The organism is Roseomonas aerilata DSM 19363, assembly GCF_000711725.1.
Taxonomy (GTDB): domain Bacteria; phylum Pseudomonadota; class Alphaproteobacteria; order Acetobacterales; family Acetobacteraceae; genus Roseomonas; species Roseomonas aerilata.
The window spans coordinates 39,291-53,999 of the sequence record NZ_JONP01000016.1; the positions used below are offsets into that span (position 1 = coordinate 39,291).

A 14,709-nucleotide genomic window follows, 5' to 3' on the forward strand; every position below is an offset into this window, starting at 1 on the left:
CTCGATGAAGGATTCTTGAGCTAGCCCGGAAGCCGCTCGATATCGGCGCCGACGGCGGCGAGCTTCGCCTCCAGCCGCTCGTAGCCGCGGTCCAGGTGGTAGACGCGGTTGACGATCGTCTCGCCCCCCGCCGCCAGCCCGGCCAGGATGAGGGAGACGGAGGCGCGGAGGTCCGTCGCCATGACCGGCGCGCCGGAGAGGCGGGAGACGCCGCGCACGATGGCCGAGGACCCGTGGACGTTGATGCGCGCGCCCATGCGGTTCATCTCGGGCACGTGCATGAAGCGGTTCTCGAAGATCGTCTCGGTGATCATCGAGGCGCCCTCGGCCACTGCCATCAAGGCCATGAACTGGGCCTGCATGTCGGTCGCGAAGCCCGGGAAGGGCTCGGTCATCACGTCCACGCCGCGCAGCCCGGAGAGGCGCTTCACGATGACGCCCCCAGTATTCTTAGAATTCGGGGCCTCCTCCACCTCCACGCCCGCCTCCCGCAGCACGCGGGCGACGGTGCCGAGGTGCTCGAGCTTCGCGCCCTCCAGCAGGACCTCGCCGCCGGTGATGCCGGCGGCGCAGGCGAAGGTGCCGGCCTCGATCCGGTCCGGCACGATAGGATGGGTGGCGCCGTGCAGCGCCTTCACGCCCTCGATCCGCAGCCGGTCGGTGCCGATGCCCTCGATCCTGGCGCCCATGGCGATGAGGCAGTGGGCGAGGTCGTCGATCTCGGGCTCGCGCGCCGCGTTCACCAACTCGGTCATGCCGTCGGCCAGGGTCGCGGCCATCAGAAGGTTCTCGGTGGCGCCGACGGAGACCTGGGTGAAGTAGATCTTGGCGCCGCGTAGGCCCTCGGGCGCGGTCGCGTTCATGTAGCCGGAATCGAGGTCGATCTTCGCGCCCATCTCCTCCAGCCCCTTGAGGTGGAGGTCCACGGGGCGCGTGCCGATGGCGCAGCCGCCGGGGAGCGAGACCTTCGCCTCCCTGTAGCGGGCCAGCAGCGGGCCGAGGACGAGGACAGAGGCCCGCATCTTCCGCACGAGGTCATAGGGCGCGACGAGGTTCGTCGCGGTCCCGCCGAGCGTCATGGTGCGGGCGTTCGTGTCGTGATCGACCGAAAGGCCGTGCTGGGCGAGCAGCCCGGCCATGGTGCGGGTGTCGTCCAGCGCGGGCGCGTTGGTCAGCACGAGCGGCCCCTCGCTTAACAGCGCCGCGGCCATGAGGGGGAGGGCGGCGTTCTTCGCGCCGCCGATCGGGATGCTGCCGCGCAGCGGGCGGCCGCCGCGGAGACGGATGCGGTCCATAATCTGTTCCTAGAGCCGCGGCAGGGCGACGCCGCGCTGGTGCATGTATTTGCCGGCCCGGTCCGCGTAGGAGACATCCGGCGGCGCCTCTCCTCGGAGGAAGAGGAACTGGCAGATGCCCTCGTTCGCGTAGATGCGGGCGGGCAGCGGGGTGGTGTTGCTGATCTCGATCGTCACCTGCCCCTCCCATTCGGGCTCGAGCGGGGTGACGTTCACGATGAGGCCGCAGCGGGCATAGGTGGACTTGCCGAGGCAGATGACCAGCACGTCCCGCGGGATGCGGAAATACTCGACCGTGTGGGTCAGCACGAAGGAGTTGGGCGGCACGATGCAGGTGTCGCCCACGCGGGTGACGAAGCTCTCGTCCGAGAAGCGCTTGGGATCCACCAGGGCGTTGTCGACATTGGTGAAGATCTTGAACTCCCCGGCCGCCCGGGCGTCGTAGCCGTAGCTGGACAGGCCGTAGGAGATTACCCCCTCCCGCCGCTGGGCCTCCACGAAGGGCTCGATCATGCCCTGCTCCGTCGCCATACGGCGGATCCAGTGGTCGGGCATGATGGGCATGACGGGGTTCCCCTTCGGCGCTTCCGCGGGATCTCAGGCGGGGCGGGGCGGGGATAGACCCTGGGCCGCAGGGCGGCAACCGGGTGGGTGCGGGTTGGGCGCTCAGCCCTTGTTGGGGGCGGGGGGGCGGGGAGCGCGCTCCCGCGACTGGGCTTTGCGGCGCCGCAGGTTCTCCCGCAGCGCGGCGGCCAGGCGCTCCTCCCGCGCGGCCTGGGCAGGGCTTCGGGCGGGTTTTGACGGTGGTGTTTCGGGGGCAGGGAGCTCGGGCGGGTCGTCTGTCATGGCCGGGAAGGCATCGCGGGGGCGGGGCGGCGGGTCAAGCGGTTCAGGGCGGGCGGACTTCCTGGCTCGTTAGGGTTGCGCGCGGCGGTGGAGGCGGGTAGTTAGCGCCACGCCCGCAGGCCGGTACGCTGCCGTAGCTCAGTGGTAGAGCACTCCCTTGGTAAGGGAGAGGTCGAGAGTTCAATCCTCTCTGGCAGCATTCCTCCAGGATACCGCGTTGGCAGACGTCGCCGTCAGCTCGCCGGTCCAGGGCACCACCACAGTAGGGTTGGTATTGCACACCTCGCGGCGCAAGCCGTGCAGACGGCTGCACCCGCCCATGCCGTCATTGCCCATGTCTCCCAATCACCGAGCGTCCCACATCCTGCCCACGGCTCCGCCACGGGCTGCGACTGCGTCACTCTCCTGCGGGAAGGGCGGCGTGGAGTAGGTCGTTCAGCGCGTCTTCTGCGTGTGGAGCAGGACGAGAAGCTCCGTCAGCAGGTCGTCCGCCTGCTTGAGGTTGCTGGCGCGCACGTGGTCGGCCAACTCGCTGATGGCGGACAGGATGCCGTCATGCGGCCGCACTGAGCCGGCCAAGGACAATTTTAGCGACGAAACAACAGAGCTGTTCACGTTCATTTCCATCCCCGGGATCCTCCGCCCCTACCTTGACGGGCACACAGCGTTTGTGACGCTGACGTCACGCTATGCCGGCTAGCATGGCGACGGGAGGGGAATCGAGTGATGTCTTCACACTTCGTTAAGATAGTTGCAGATCTGCCCACCCCGGCATGGCTTCTCCTCGACTGAAAGAAAAGAGCGAGTCGCACGGCGCGGGCGGTAGGCTGGTGCTTCACGATTCTCGCCCGATGTCTTCAGTGGAGGACTAACCAACAGAATTGTTTCAGTTCTGAATTTTTTGTTGGCCGGAGGGGCTGCGCTTTCGGGTGGGTGCGCGGCCTTCGTAAGGCCCGCCCTGCCGCCTCACCCGTTTTTGGGCGGGCTCTTGCAGGCGGTGCTTGCCATCAGGCGCGCCGACAAGAACATTTCACGAACGATGATGCTCGATTCGGCCTCTCCGTTGCGGCCCTGCCGTCCTCTCTCCCGCTGGGGAGAGCGGGGATGAGGCGAAGGGCCTGCCGCACGCCGCGAATAGGGGCGGAGGCCCCGTATCCCACCCCCCCCGCGCCTGATGCCTCTGACGATCTTTCCCCCGTCGGCCCGCGGATCCTTGCCCTTCACCTGCCCTGGCTCGCCACCGAGGTCCTGTGCCTGCCCGGCCCTGTCCTCGCCTGGAACGTGGTCGGGAACCAGCGGCTCGTCGTCGCGGTGGATGCGGGGGCGGCGGCGCTGGGACTCCGGCCCGGCCAGACCCTGGGCGACGCGCAGGCGTTGGCGCCGGGGGTCGCGGCCCTGCCCCACCGGCCGGAGGCTGCGGCGGCGCGTCTCTCGGCGCTCGCCCTCTGGGCATTACGGATCGCGCCGCTGGTGGCGCCGGACCCGCCGGACGGCCTTCTCGTGAACATCGCGGGCACCCGGGCCGTGCTGGGGGAGGAGGAGGCGGTGATGCGCCGGGCGGTGGCGGGGCTGGCGCGGCTGGGCCACGCGGCCTCGGCGGCGGTCGCGGGCACGGCGGGGGCGGCGATGGCCCTCGCGCGCTGCGGCATCTCCGCCCGCGTGCCGACAGGCGGGGAGGCGTCGGCCCTGGCCCCCCTGCCTCTCTCCGCCCTGCGAGGAGTGGAGGTGCCGCATCTCGACCTCGCGCGCCTCGGGCTACACCGGATCGGCGACCTGCTGGCGCAGCCGCGGGCGCCGCTGGTACGGCGCTTCGGGGCGGGGCTCGGGCTGGCGCTCGACCGCGCGACGGGCGCCGTGTCCGAGCCCTTCCGCAGCGTCCGCCCCGTGCCCGACCGCCACGTCGCCCTCGATTTCGAGGAGCCACTGATCACCCGCACCGCCATCGACGCCGCGACGGACCGCCTGCTGGCGCGGCTCTGCGCCGGGCTGGCAGAGGAGGGGAGGGGGCTGCGCCGCCTGGTGCTGCGCGCGCACCGGGCGGATAGCGGCGTGCAGGAGGTCTCGGTCGGGCTGGGCCTCGCCGGGCGCGATCCGCGCCACCTCTCCCGCCTGCTCGCCCCGAAGCTGGAGACGCTCTCACCCGGCTTCGGCTTCGACCGCATTGCGCTGATGGCGGAGGGGACGGAGCCCCTGGCCGCCGCCCAACCCGGCTTCGGGGCGGAAGACGAGTGCGCCGCTCTGGCCGCTCTGCTGGACCGCGTGGTGCAGCGCCTGCCTGCCTGGCGCCTGCGCCCGCGAGAGAGCCACTGGCCCGAGCGAGCGGTGGAGCGCGTCGCCCCTTTATCTCCTGTGCCCGTACCCGCGGGCTGGGCCGCGCGCCCGCGCCCCCTGCGCCTGCTGCGCCGGCCGGGGCGACTGGAGGCCATGGCGGTGCTGCCCGACGATCCGCCTTTCCGCATCCGCTGGCGCGGCACCTGGTTCAATGTGCGCGCGGCGGAGGGGCCGGAGCGCCTGGCGCCGGAATGGTGGCGCGACCGCCCGGGGCGCCCGATGCGCGACTACTACCGGCTGGAGATGGCCGATGGTCGCCGCTTCTGGATCTGCCGCGCAGGCGGCCCGGGAGAGGGCAACTGGTTCCTGCACGGGCTGATGCCGTGAGCGGCTTCGCCGAACTGGCCGCGATGTCGAACTTCACCTTCCTCGAGGGCGCCTCCCACCCCTGGGAACTGGTGGTGGCGGCGAAGGCGCTCGGCCACGATGCCATCGGCATCGCCGACCGCAACTCCTTCGCCGGCCTCGTGCGCGGCATGGCGGCGGCGGAGGAGGCAGGGCTGCGCTTCGTCCCCGGCTGCCGCGTGGCCCTGGAGGACGGGAGGGAATACCTCGTCTGGCCCACCGACCGCGCGGCCTATGGGCGGCTGTCGCGGATGCTCTCCGCCGCCCGGATGGCGGGTGAGAAGAGCGAGTGCGCCATCCCGCGCGACGCTCTGGTCGCCGCGGCGGAGGGGCAGGTGATGGCCCTGGTGCCGCCCGACGCGCCGGACGCGGCTTTCGCCGAGCGCTTGCAGTCGGACGCCGCGGCCATGCGGCGCGCGCTCGCCCTGCCGATGTTCGTCGCCGCGCACCACCGCTTCGCCGGCGACGACCGGCGCCGCCTGCGCCTCCTCTCGGCCATGGCGGGCGCGGCGCGGGCCGGGCTGCTGGCGGCGGGGGGCGCGCGGATGCACGTCGCCTCCCGCCGGCGTCTGGCGGATGTGGTGGCGGCGATCCGGCTGGGCGTGACGGTGGACACGCTGGGTCCCCACGCGGCACCGAACGCGGAGGCGCATCTCAAGTCCACCGCCGAGATGCGCCGCCTCTTCGCCGGGCAGAAGGAGGCGGTGGAGGCGACGCTGCGCGTGGCGGAGGCCTGCCGCTTCAGCCTGCGCGATCTCTCCTACGAGTATCCGGAGGAGATCCTGGAGCCGGGCCTCACCGCGCAACAGACCCTCGCGCGGCGGGTGGCGGAGGCGGTGGCGGCGCGCTGGCCGGAGGGGGCGCCCGCGAAGGTGGTCGCGCAAATCGCGGAGGAGATGGCGCTGATCGAGCGCCGCGACTACGCCGCCTACTTCCTAACGGTACACGAGATCGTCCGCTTCGCCGTCTCGAAGGGCATCCTCTGCCAGGGGCGCGGCTCGGCCGCCAACTCGGCGGTCTGCTACGTGCTCGGCATCACCGCCGTCGATCCCTCCAAGCACCGCCTTCTCTTCGCGCGCTTCCTGAGCGACGCACGCGGCGAGCCGCCCGACATCGATATCGACTTCGAGCACGAGCGGCGGGAGGAGGTGATCCAGCACATCTACGAGCGCTATGGCCGCGACCGCGCAGCCATCACCGCCACCCTTATCCGCTACCGAACCCGTAGCGCCGTGCGCGAGGTGGGCCGCGCCATGGGGCTTTCCGACGACATCACCGGCCGCCTCGCCAAGGCCTCCTGGCACGACGGCGCAGAGGGGCTGCGGGACGTGGCGCGCAGCACGGGGTTGGACCCCGACGCCGACCCGCGCCTCGGCATGGCGATGGACCTGGCGGATGAGCTGCAGGGCTTCCCGCGCCACCTGGCTACCCATGTCGGCGGCTTCGTCATCACGCGCGGCAAGCTGACGGAGTTGGCGATCGTGACCAAGGCCGCGATGGAGAACCGCCATACTGTCGAGTGGGACAAGGACGACATCGGCGTGCTGCGGATGCTGAAAGTGGACGTGCTCGGCCTCGGGATGCTCTCCTGTCTCAGACGGGCCTTCTCGCTGCTGACCATGACGACGGGCGAGGCCCTGACCCTCGCCACCGTGCCGCAGGACGACGAGGCGACCTACACCATGCTGTCGCGCGGGGATTCGCTCGGCGTTTTCCAGGTGGAGAGCCGCGCCCAGATGAACATGCTGCCGCGGATGCGGCCAGCGTGCTTCTACGATCTGGTGATCGAGGTGGCGATCGTGCGGCCGGGGCCGATCCAGGGCGACATGGTGCACCCCTATCTTCATCGCCGGCTCCATCCGGAGACGGTGAGCTACGAGCGTCCGGAGCTCGAGGCCGTGCTGAAGAACACGCTCGGCATACCGCTCTTCCAGGAGCAGGCGATGGAGATCGCCATCGTCGGCGCGGGTTTCACGCCCGACCGCGCGGATGCGCTCCGCCGCGCCATGGCGGCGTGGAAGCACAGGGGCGGCCTCGAGGGTTTCGAGGAGGAATTCACCGGAGGTATGGTTGCCCGCGGCTACTCGCGCGATTTCGCGGAGCGTTGCTTTCGCCAGATCCGCGGCTTCGGGGATTACGGTTTTCCGGAGAGCCACGCGGCCTCCTTCGCGCAGCTCGTCTACATTTCCGCCTGGATCAAGCGCCACCATCCCGCGGTTTTCGCCGCGGCGCTGCTGAACAGCCAGCCGATGGGCTTCTACGCGCCCGCGCAGATCGTGCGCGACGCGCGGGAGCACGGCGTCGACGTCCGCCCGGCCGATGTGACCGCCAGCGACTGGGACTGCACGCTGGAGAGGGAAGGGGAGGGATGGGCGCTGCGGCTCGGGCTGCGCCTCGTCTCGGGCCTGCCGAAGGACGACGGGAAAAAAATCGCGTCGCTCCGCCCGGCAGTTTCCCCAGCGGCCCTCGCCGCCGCCGGGCTGGGCCGCGCGGCGCTGGAGGCGCTGGCGCGGGCGGACGCCTTCCGTGGCCTCGGCCTCGATCGCCGCCGTGCCTTGTGGGAGGCGGCCGCGGTGGAGCGGGCGATGCCGCCCCTGCCGCTCTTCATCGCCGCCGAGGCCGCGCCGCGCCTGCCGGCGGAAACGCGGGGCGAGGCCACGGTGCTCGACTACGGCGCGACGGGGCTGAGCCTGCGCGCACACCCGCTCGCGTTGCTGCGGCCCAGGCTCGCGGAAATCGGGGCCTGGGACAGCCGGGCTGTGGCGGCAGGGCGGCAGGGCCAGCGGATGCGCGTCGCGGGGCTGGTGCTGGTGCGCCAGCGCCCCGGCACCGCCAAGGGCGTGGTCTTCTTCACGCTGGAGGACGAGTTCGGCACGGTGAACCTCGTCCTCCACGCCGGGACCATCGCGGCCAACCGTGCCCCCGTGGTGGCCGCGCGCCTGCTGCTGGTGGAGGGAAAGGTGGAGCGCTACGACGAGGGCGCGGTGCCGGTCGTCCACCTTCTCGGCCAAAAATTGGAGGACCGCTCGGATCTGCTGGACGGGCTGCACCTTCTCGGCCCCGTGCCGGTGCCGCTGGCCCGCGCGGACGAGGTGTCGCGCGGGACGGACCACCGGCCGGATTCACGCTCCCCCACTTTCCCAGGCAGTCGGGACTGGCACTGAGCGCGCGGGTCTATTCGGCGGCCAGGGGCATCGTATCCTCCCCCGCGGGCACCGCCTCGGACACTCGCTCCTCGCCGGTCCGCGGCAGGAGAAGGGCGCTGCGGCGGATCAGCCAGACCGCCCGCTCGAAGAGGGAGGTGGCGCGGAAGAGAAGGTCCAGCCCGTCCTGCATTGCGACCCCCGCGCGCGCCAGGCGGCGGCGGATCCCGTCCATCATGACCGAGCGGTCGGCCGAGAGTTCGGAGAGCGTCGCTGCGGACTCGGCATCGCCTGAAAGGGCAGCCTCGTGCAGCTCCGTCAGCAGGAGGTGCAGGGACTCCGCGAGCGGCCCGACGAGGCCGCCGAGCGGATCGTCCGCCCCGCGCCGCGCAATCGCCTCCAGCACGCCGGCCTGCTCCGCCACGGTTTCGCGCAGGGCACTGACGAGGCCATTGAGGTTCTCAAAGGCAAGCGCCCGCTCCAGTTCCTCGCGTGGGCAGCCCCGGCCGAGGATTTCCTGCAGGAAGGTGCCCACCGAGCGCTCTACCGCGGCGCTCGCGGCCGAGAGGGCTTCGCGGGGAAGGGGAGAGCCGACGCCCTCCTCCCGCACGTCGTCGAGCAGCCCGGGTAGTCGGCCGAGCAGCCGCGCCCCCTCCCGCGCGACGAGGTCGAGCGCCGTCGGCACGTCCTCCAGCGCCCCGTCATAGAGGTATTCCGGCAGGGAGAGCGCCTCCTCCGCCGTCGCGGGGGAGAGCCGCTCCAGCAGCGCCGGCATGAACCGGTGAAAGGGCGTGACGAGCAGGGCGGGCAGGAGCTGGAGCGCGACGAAGAGGAGGCTGAGCCGCTGCGGCAGGCCGATTTCCGAGAGCGGAGCGGGCAGGTCGGGCAGCAGGTGCCGAAGGAGAAAGGGCAACGCGAGAAGAGCGGCCCCCGCGACCTTGAACAGCACCTGGAAGGTCGCCAGCCGCCGCGCTGCGCCCCGCAGACCGTTCCCCACCAGCAGAACCGAGAGCCCCGAGCCGAGCGAGGCGCCGCAGACCGCCATCCCCGCCTGGGCGCCGTCGAGCAGCCCGACATTGGCGAGCGCGATGGCCAGCACGGTGACCACCGAGGAGGACTGGGCGACCATCGTCATCGCCGCGCCGAGCGCGAAGGGAATGGCAAGGCCGTGCCCAGCCTGGAGCAGGGCCGCCCGCACCGCCGCCGAGTCGCCCAGCGGCGCCGCTCCCGCCTTCAGCAGGGCGAGCCCCAGAAAGATGAGGCCGAGTTGGAAAACCGCGCCCAGCACCGACTTCCATCGCCCGCCGCCGGGGGCGAAGGCCAGCGCGCAGCCGGTGGTGCCGAGCAGCCAGAGCGCCGCCACCCGCAGGTCCAGCGCCGCCAGCAACACGAGCACGGCGGTGCCGATGTTGCACCAGGCGACCACCGGGATGGCGCCCCGCAGCGGCAGAGTTCCAGCCTGCACCAGCGAGGCGGAGATGACGGTGACGGCACTGGACGACTGGGTGAGCGCCCCAAGCGCCGCCCCGCTGAGCGCCGCGCTGAGGCCGCCGCGCGTGGCATGGGCCACCGCCACGCGCAGCCGCCGCCCGGCCATCTGCTGGACCTGCACGCCAAGGCCGTGAACGCCGGCAAGGAAAAGACCGAGCCCACCGAGGAAGGAAGCGAGGATGTCCAATCGGGGCTCTTCGTTCACTCTGATCGGCCCTGCCGCGGCCGCCGGGCCCCGGGAAGGCATTGGCCGGACGCCTCCGGCGATATCGTTGCGGATCATGGGCGAAGTCGGGCGCCGGTGCAGCAGGCTGCGGGAGTTGTCATAAAAAGATCAACCGCGTGCCCCGGCCGTTTCGCGCAGCCGGAGCCCGGGGCCCCGCGACCGGTCAGCCCGGTCGCGGGGGCGGACCATCAGGTGGGGTTCACCGAGAGGGCGTTGGCAGCCACCGTCACCGTGCCCGTGCCGGCCATCACGACCGGGGCGGCAAGCGGGGCGACGAGGAGCGGGTTGCCGCCCGAGGCCGCGTCGTAGAGCCCCACATGGGTCAGCGTGCCGGCCGAGGCGGAGAAGACGAAGCGGATCGCCTCGGCGTTCTGCTGCGCGCCCGTACCCGTGAAGGTCACGCGCTGGCGGGCGTAGCCGTTGCCGGCCGGCTCCCCGCTCAGCCCCGCGGCCGCCGTGCCGCCGGTGCCGAGCGCGGCGTAGACGGTGGTGGGAAGGCTCGGGACGCGGGCGCAGACGGCACGGGCAAGGAGGTTGCGCGCGTAATCGGTCAGTGCGGACATGGTGGTCTCCCGTTCAGTTGAGGGTGAGCGCCTGCAGGATGGCATCCGGCAGGCGGGTGGGGTGGAGGTCCAGGGGACCGACCTCGCCGAAGGCCCCCTGACCGAGCGTGGAGGCGCCGTGGCCGATCAGCAGGCGGCTGACCGCCGGGATCGCCCCCGCCAGCGACACGACCGTGCCGCCGTTGCAGCAGGCCACGATGCCGCTCGTGTCCCAGGCCAGGGCGGCGCGGATGGCGACGCCCGGTGCCAGGGTCTGGATGCTCGATCCCGAGGTCAGCGTCCCCGAGACCGAGCGGAAGGGTTGGAGCGTCGCCGCCCCGCCGGGCTTGCGCAGCCCGAAGCGGTTGGCGTCCGTGCCGTCGTCGAGCACGAGCAGGCCCTGCACGTCGGCCGCGGCCGTGCTCACCGCGGGCAACATGAAGGTGCCGACCAGGGTGCCGGCGGCCGCCCGGGTGGCGTTAAGCGAGAAGACCGGCACGTCCGCGGTGCGGGTGGAGGAGGCGGGCGTGCCCGCGGCCGGCAGGACGGGCGTGGAGGCGAGGCCGCCCAACTCAAGCTGGGGGCAAGCAAAGCGAAGGGTAATATCCACCGGCCCCCCAGTCGTGACGCCCATGCTGTAATACTGCTGGGTGGATGTTGCAGAATTTCCGGCGGTGACGGTGTTCGAGAAGCGTTGCAGCGTGCCGGTGAGCTGCCCGGAGACATCCACGCTCACGGTTCCGGCGCCGCCAGTCGTCACGTTGCGGTTGTTGATGCTTATGATGTTGGCGAGGCTACCTCCGACGATGGCCAGCCATATGCTGTGCGTGAACACCGTTCCTGCTGATATGCTCAGGCTGTTTCCACTGTCGTATGTGAACGCCAGTGATGATCCTGACGGGGTGCCCTGGAACCGCACGTCCACATAGGGCAGGCCCTTGGAGGTTCCCTGGCCAACACAGGCAACAGTCCCAAGGCCGTTCGTGAGGTTGCCGAAGTAGGTCCACATCGCCCCGGCGCCGGTCCCGCCAACCGTCGCCCCCTCCAGGCGCGGGTTGCGGATGGCGTTCGTCCGCGCGCCCTCTATCACCAGCCGCTGAGCCGCGCCCTGGAAGCGGGGCGCGTTCGTCGCATAGGACAGCATGGTGGCGCCGTCCGTCCCCGCCGCGAGCGCGGTGGAGGCGCGGATCAGCGCCAACCCACCCGATAGCGCGCTCGCCGACACAAGCCGGAGCGGCCCGCCGCTCAGCGCGTGGATGATGGGTGTGGCCCCGATCATCAGCTGGCCCCCGCGCCAGTGAGCTGGCAGAGCTTCGTCGTCCCGCCATCCGGCGAGAAGACGATGAGGCTGGCGACGCCGCCCGAGCGGATTTTCGTGAAGCCGTCCGGGTTGCCGATCGCCGCGGTGAAGCCGGTGAGCGGCAGGGCGAGGTCGGTGCCGCTGCGGTTCAGCACCATGCAGGAGAACCCGTTGCCCGTGGCCGACCAGTCGATCGAAAGGGTTGAGCCCGGGTTGGCCACCAGCATCCGCGCGTTGTGCGTGGCGAAGGTCAGCGGCGTCGCGGCGGAGAGCATCACCATAGGCATGGCACGCTGGGTGAAGCTGTTGTCCACGTAGTTGCGCGTCGCCGCCTGCATCGCCGATACCGGATCGGCCGCCAGCGTCATCGACCCCGTCAGCGACAGCGAACCAGCCAGCGTCATCGCTCCGTTTGAGGCGATCCGCACCCGCTCCGTCAGCGCACCGCCCGAGCGGGTCTCGACCACGATCGCGCCCGCCTCGGCCCCCGCCGTCACCGTCTCGGCGACAGCACCGATGCGGCCGAAGGTCACCTCCGCCGCGCTGCTGTTGTTGCCGTTCACCTCGAGGTTGAAGAGACGGTCGTTCGCGGCGGGCGCCGTAGAGAGCCGTCGGGTGCGGAGCGTCATCGGCAACGTCATTCCCGCGCCGCCAAAGTTGAAGGCCGCGTTCGGGTTCAGTGTCTGGTCGCCGCCAAGATAGACATCCGTGCCGGTGACGCTGACCGCGGCCGCCGCCGTGTCGCCACTGCCGTGCAGGCGGAGCATGGCGCCGGCGCTGCTGCTGCGGCGGTGCACCGCGACGATGCCGTCGCTACGCGCCGAGAGCCGCGTCTCGATCGCCCCGGCCGCCGAGATGGCCGCGAGTTCCGCCTGCCCGCCGATAGAGCGGTTGATGCCGACGCTGGAGGGCATGCGGCTGCTGCTCACCTGCAGCTTTTGCAGCGCACCCGCGCTCTCACCGGTGAAGCCGGCGTTCTTGAGGTCGCAGCCGACGATCTGCAGGCTGTCCGCGTTGTTGAAGAGGTGGACGGTGCCGTAGATGTCGCAGCCCATCAGCACCAGCCCGCCGTCCTGCAGCTCCAGCGAGCGGCCGGAGCCGGAGGGAAGCATGACGCCGGCGATGGTGTTCTGGTCGGAGGCCTGGACATTCACAACCAGGGCACGGCCCTTGCTCGACCAAAAGCCGCCGTACCACTTGTTGCGGTTCGCCAGGCCCGTGATCTGCACGCCGATCGTGGCGGGATCGACCACAATGCCGTCGAGCCCGCAGTTCACGATCTGCGCCGAATGGCACTCGTCGTCGAGGTGCCAGCCGATGTCATGCCCGAACTCGAAGCAGTTCACGAAGTTCGGCATGTCGGCGTCGTAGATCCAGAAGCCCTTGCCGCGACGGTGGTTGAGCGTCGGGTTGACCGATCCGCCGCTCGTGTAGGTGCCGGAGAAGGCGCTGGCCGCGAGGTCAAGCGTCGTGCTGCTCGGCACGGCGGCGATCGTGAAGCGGCCGTTCGCCCCGGCAACGCCGCCCACGCCGCTGGTAACCACCAGGTCCCCGGCGCGTAGCTCGTGGGCGGAGGACACAGTCAGCCGCACGAGGCCGGACGGGTTGGCGGCGCAGCCCGTGACCGCGTAGGTTGTGTTGGAGAAGCCCCGGCCCGTGGTGGCCAGCGGGTGCCAGTTGATGCGCTCGTTATGGGCGATGTCGTAGGAGCGGCCGAGATAGAGGCCGTTGGTGCAGTCGCCCACCACGTCGAGCACGCGCGTGCGGCTGGAACCGTTGCTGTAGATGCCCCAGGTGAACCCGATGATGAGCAGGCTGCGCACAGAGGCGTCGGTGGCGTTCGTCGGGCTGCCGCCCGTCGTCCCGTCACCGACGCTGACCGCGGTTCCCGAGAAGGCGGCTACGCAGTCCAGCGCCTCGCGCACGTTGGAGGGTGCGACGAGGCCCTTGCGCAGGATGGCGACACCCTCCAGCGCCGCGTTCCGGCGCAGGCGGATGGTGCGCAGCGGGTTCAGCACAATGGCGTAGGGAATGGAGGTGTAGTCGTTGTCCACCCGGAAGCCGCCGGGATCGGCGGCGCCGCGAAGAGTGACGTTGGGCGGGATGATGAGGTCCGCGCTGTCCACCAGGTAGCGGCGCGGGCCGAACGTCACCACGCCACCGCCGGCCGCGGCGGCGTTGTTCATTGCGGTCTGAATGGCCAGCGTGTCGTCCGTCGTGCCGTCGCCAGCCGCGCCGAAGTCGCGCACGTAGAGCGGGCGGTCCGCGGTGATGATGGAGCGGATCTGGCCGAAGGTGGCGCGCCGCGTCTCAGTCCCGGACCCCACGCCCTGCACGATGGGGGAGACGTCCGTGTCCTGTAGGGCGGCGGCTGGAGGAAGTTCGCTGATCTTGCTGTCGGGCATCGGGGCTGGCGGCTCCGTTGGAGGGGCGGGCGGCGTCGGGGCGAGTGGGTGGCGCTACATGACCATCCGGCCGCCAGCCTCGATCAGCATGCTGACCCCACTCTCGAGCAGGAGCGCGAAGGCGGAGAGGACGACGAAGGAGGGAGAAACCTGCGCCACCAGCGGATCCAGCGCGTCCTCGACCTTCACGCGGTAGCCGTTGCCCGGCGTTGGCGCGGCGAAGGTGGCGCTGGCGCTGCCCGCCGCGACCGGCACGCTCGTCGGCCCGAGCACGGGCGCGCCGAGCGAGTTGAGCACGCTGAACTTCAGCGTCGTGGTGGCGCCCGAGGCGCTGGCCCGGACGGTGAAGTTCTGCCCCTGGTTCAGGCCGCTCGGCATGGCGCCGAGGGCGACGCCGCGCGCGACCGCCGTGACGGAGAGGTCGGTCTCGATGCCGAGGGTCGCCGCGCCCGTGAGCCGCAGCGGCGCCGAGTTGGCATCGACCACGATGCCGTTGCCAACCTCGCCGTTGTTGCGGACCGGCAGGATCGCCGTCGCGTCGCCCGCCTGCACCACCACCATGTGGCCCGGCAGCAGCCGGCCCGCCGCGCCGTTGAAGTAGCCCGGCGAAAGAACGGTGGCCCGGCTGTCCGTGGTCTTGTAGAGCCACAGGGTGAAGCTGTCCGCTGCAACGAGCGAGATCAGGCTGTTGGCGATGAAGGACATGCGGGGTGGCTCCTGCGCGGCGAACACGAAAAACCCCGCGCGGCAGGGCCGGGCGGGGCGGATGGTGAGTGGTTTGAGGG

11 protein-coding genes and 1 tRNA gene are annotated in these 14,709 nt (G+C 71.1%); 3 read left to right on the forward strand and 9 right to left on the reverse strand.

Annotated elements, in window-relative coordinates; translation table 11 throughout:
* Positions 1-20: 20 nt before the first annotated feature.
* The 3 genes from murA to BO39_RS32670 form a co-directional block, all read right to left on the reverse strand.
* Entirely contained in the window at positions 21-1,295 is a 1,275-nt protein-coding gene (murA, locus tag BO39_RS18160) for a UDP-N-acetylglucosamine 1-carboxyvinyltransferase (protein ID WP_043836050.1), read from the reverse strand.
* 9 nt (positions 1,296-1,304) lie between these two features.
* A complete protein-coding gene (dcd, locus tag BO39_RS18165) occupies positions 1,305-1,859 on the reverse strand; it encodes a dCTP deaminase (protein WP_043836052.1) in 555 nt (184 codons plus the stop codon).
* Positions 1,860-1,961: 102 nt separating this feature from the next.
* On the reverse strand, positions 1,962-2,141 hold the full coding sequence (locus tag BO39_RS32670) for a hypothetical protein (protein WP_156963738.1): 180 nt from the start codon (positions 2,139-2,141) through the stop codon (positions 1,962-1,964).
* A gap of 127 nt (positions 2,142-2,268) precedes the next feature.
* On the opposite strand from BO39_RS32670, the gene BO39_RS18170 reads away from it, so the two are divergent.
* Positions 2,269-2,340: transfer RNA gene (locus BO39_RS18170), tRNA-Thr, on the forward strand.
* A 236-nt stretch (positions 2,341-2,576) separates the two neighbouring features.
* On the opposite strand, the gene BO39_RS32675 is transcribed toward BO39_RS18170, so the two are convergent.
* Positions 2,577-2,720, reverse strand: a complete 144-nt coding sequence (locus BO39_RS32675) for a hypothetical protein (RefSeq protein ID WP_156963739.1) — start codon at positions 2,718-2,720, stop codon at positions 2,577-2,579.
* A gap of 525 nt (positions 2,721-3,245) precedes the next feature.
* On the opposite strand from BO39_RS32675, the gene BO39_RS34475 reads away from it, so the two are divergent.
* Positions 3,246-4,799, forward strand: coding sequence for a Y-family DNA polymerase (locus BO39_RS34475; RefSeq protein ID WP_052402271.1), 1,554 nt, complete (start codon positions 3,246-3,248; stop codon positions 4,797-4,799).
* A complete protein-coding gene (locus BO39_RS18180) occupies positions 4,796-7,981 on the forward strand; it encodes an error-prone DNA polymerase (RefSeq protein ID WP_281175568.1) in 3,186 nt (1,061 codons plus the stop codon). The genes BO39_RS34475 and BO39_RS18180 overlap by 4 nt, the downstream gene beginning before the upstream one ends.
* 10 nt (positions 7,982-7,991) lie before the next feature.
* Here BO39_RS18180 and BO39_RS18185 read toward each other — a convergent pair whose 3' ends face one another.
* The 5 genes from BO39_RS18185 to BO39_RS18205 form a co-directional block, all read right to left on the reverse strand.
* Complete coding sequence (locus BO39_RS18185) at positions 7,992-9,638, reverse strand: Na/Pi symporter (RefSeq protein ID WP_043836055.1); 1,647 nt, start codon at positions 9,636-9,638, stop codon at positions 7,992-7,994.
* Between the two features lie 227 nt (positions 9,639-9,865).
* On the reverse strand, positions 9,866-10,240 hold the full coding sequence (locus BO39_RS18190) for a phage tail fiber protein (protein WP_043836058.1): 375 nt from the start codon (positions 10,238-10,240) through the stop codon (positions 9,866-9,868).
* Between the two features lie 13 nt (positions 10,241-10,253).
* Complete coding sequence (locus BO39_RS18195; protein WP_043836060.1) at positions 10,254-11,498, reverse strand: hypothetical protein; 1,245 nt, start codon at positions 11,496-11,498, stop codon at positions 10,254-10,256.
* Positions 11,498-13,924 (reverse strand): glycosyl hydrolase family 28-related protein, encoded by a 2,427-nt coding sequence (locus tag BO39_RS18200; RefSeq protein ID WP_043836063.1) that lies wholly within the window; start codon positions 13,922-13,924, stop codon positions 11,498-11,500. Before BO39_RS18200 ends, BO39_RS18195 begins: the two co-directional genes overlap by 1 nt.
* A 54-nt stretch (positions 13,925-13,978) precedes the next feature.
* A complete protein-coding gene (locus BO39_RS18205) occupies positions 13,979-14,629 on the reverse strand; it encodes a hypothetical protein (protein ID WP_043836065.1) in 651 nt (216 codons plus the stop codon).
* Positions 14,630-14,709: the final 80 nt, after the last annotated feature.

Bases quoted from the DNA above. Each gene is read 5' to 3' on its own strand.
- murA (WP_043836050.1), bottom strand. From the start codon at position 1,295: ATGGACCGCATCCGTCTCCGCGGCGGCCGCCCGCTGCGCGGCAGCATC.
- dcd (WP_043836052.1), bottom strand. From the start codon at position 1,859: ATGCCCATCATGCCCGACCACTGGATCCGCCGTATGGCGACGGAGCAG.
- BO39_RS32670 (WP_156963738.1), bottom strand. From the start codon at position 2,141: ATGACAGACGACCCGCCCGAGCTCCCTGCCCCCGAAACACCACCGTCA.
- BO39_RS34475 (WP_052402271.1), top strand. From the start codon at position 3,246: ATGAGGCGAAGGGCCTGCCGCACGCCGCGAATAGGGGCGGAGGCCCCG.
- BO39_RS18190 (WP_043836058.1), bottom strand. From the start codon at position 10,240: ATGTCCGCACTGACCGATTACGCGCGCAACCTCCTTGCCCGTGCCGTC.
- BO39_RS18195 (WP_043836060.1), bottom strand. From the start codon at position 11,498: ATGATCGGGGCCACACCCATCATCCACGCGCTGAGCGGCGGGCCGCTC.
- BO39_RS18200 (WP_043836063.1), bottom strand. From the start codon at position 13,924: ATGCCCGACAGCAAGATCAGCGAACTTCCTCCAGCCGCCGCCCTACAG.
- BO39_RS18205 (WP_043836065.1), bottom strand. From the start codon at position 14,629: ATGTCCTTCATCGCCAACAGCCTGATCTCGCTCGTTGCAGCGGACAGC.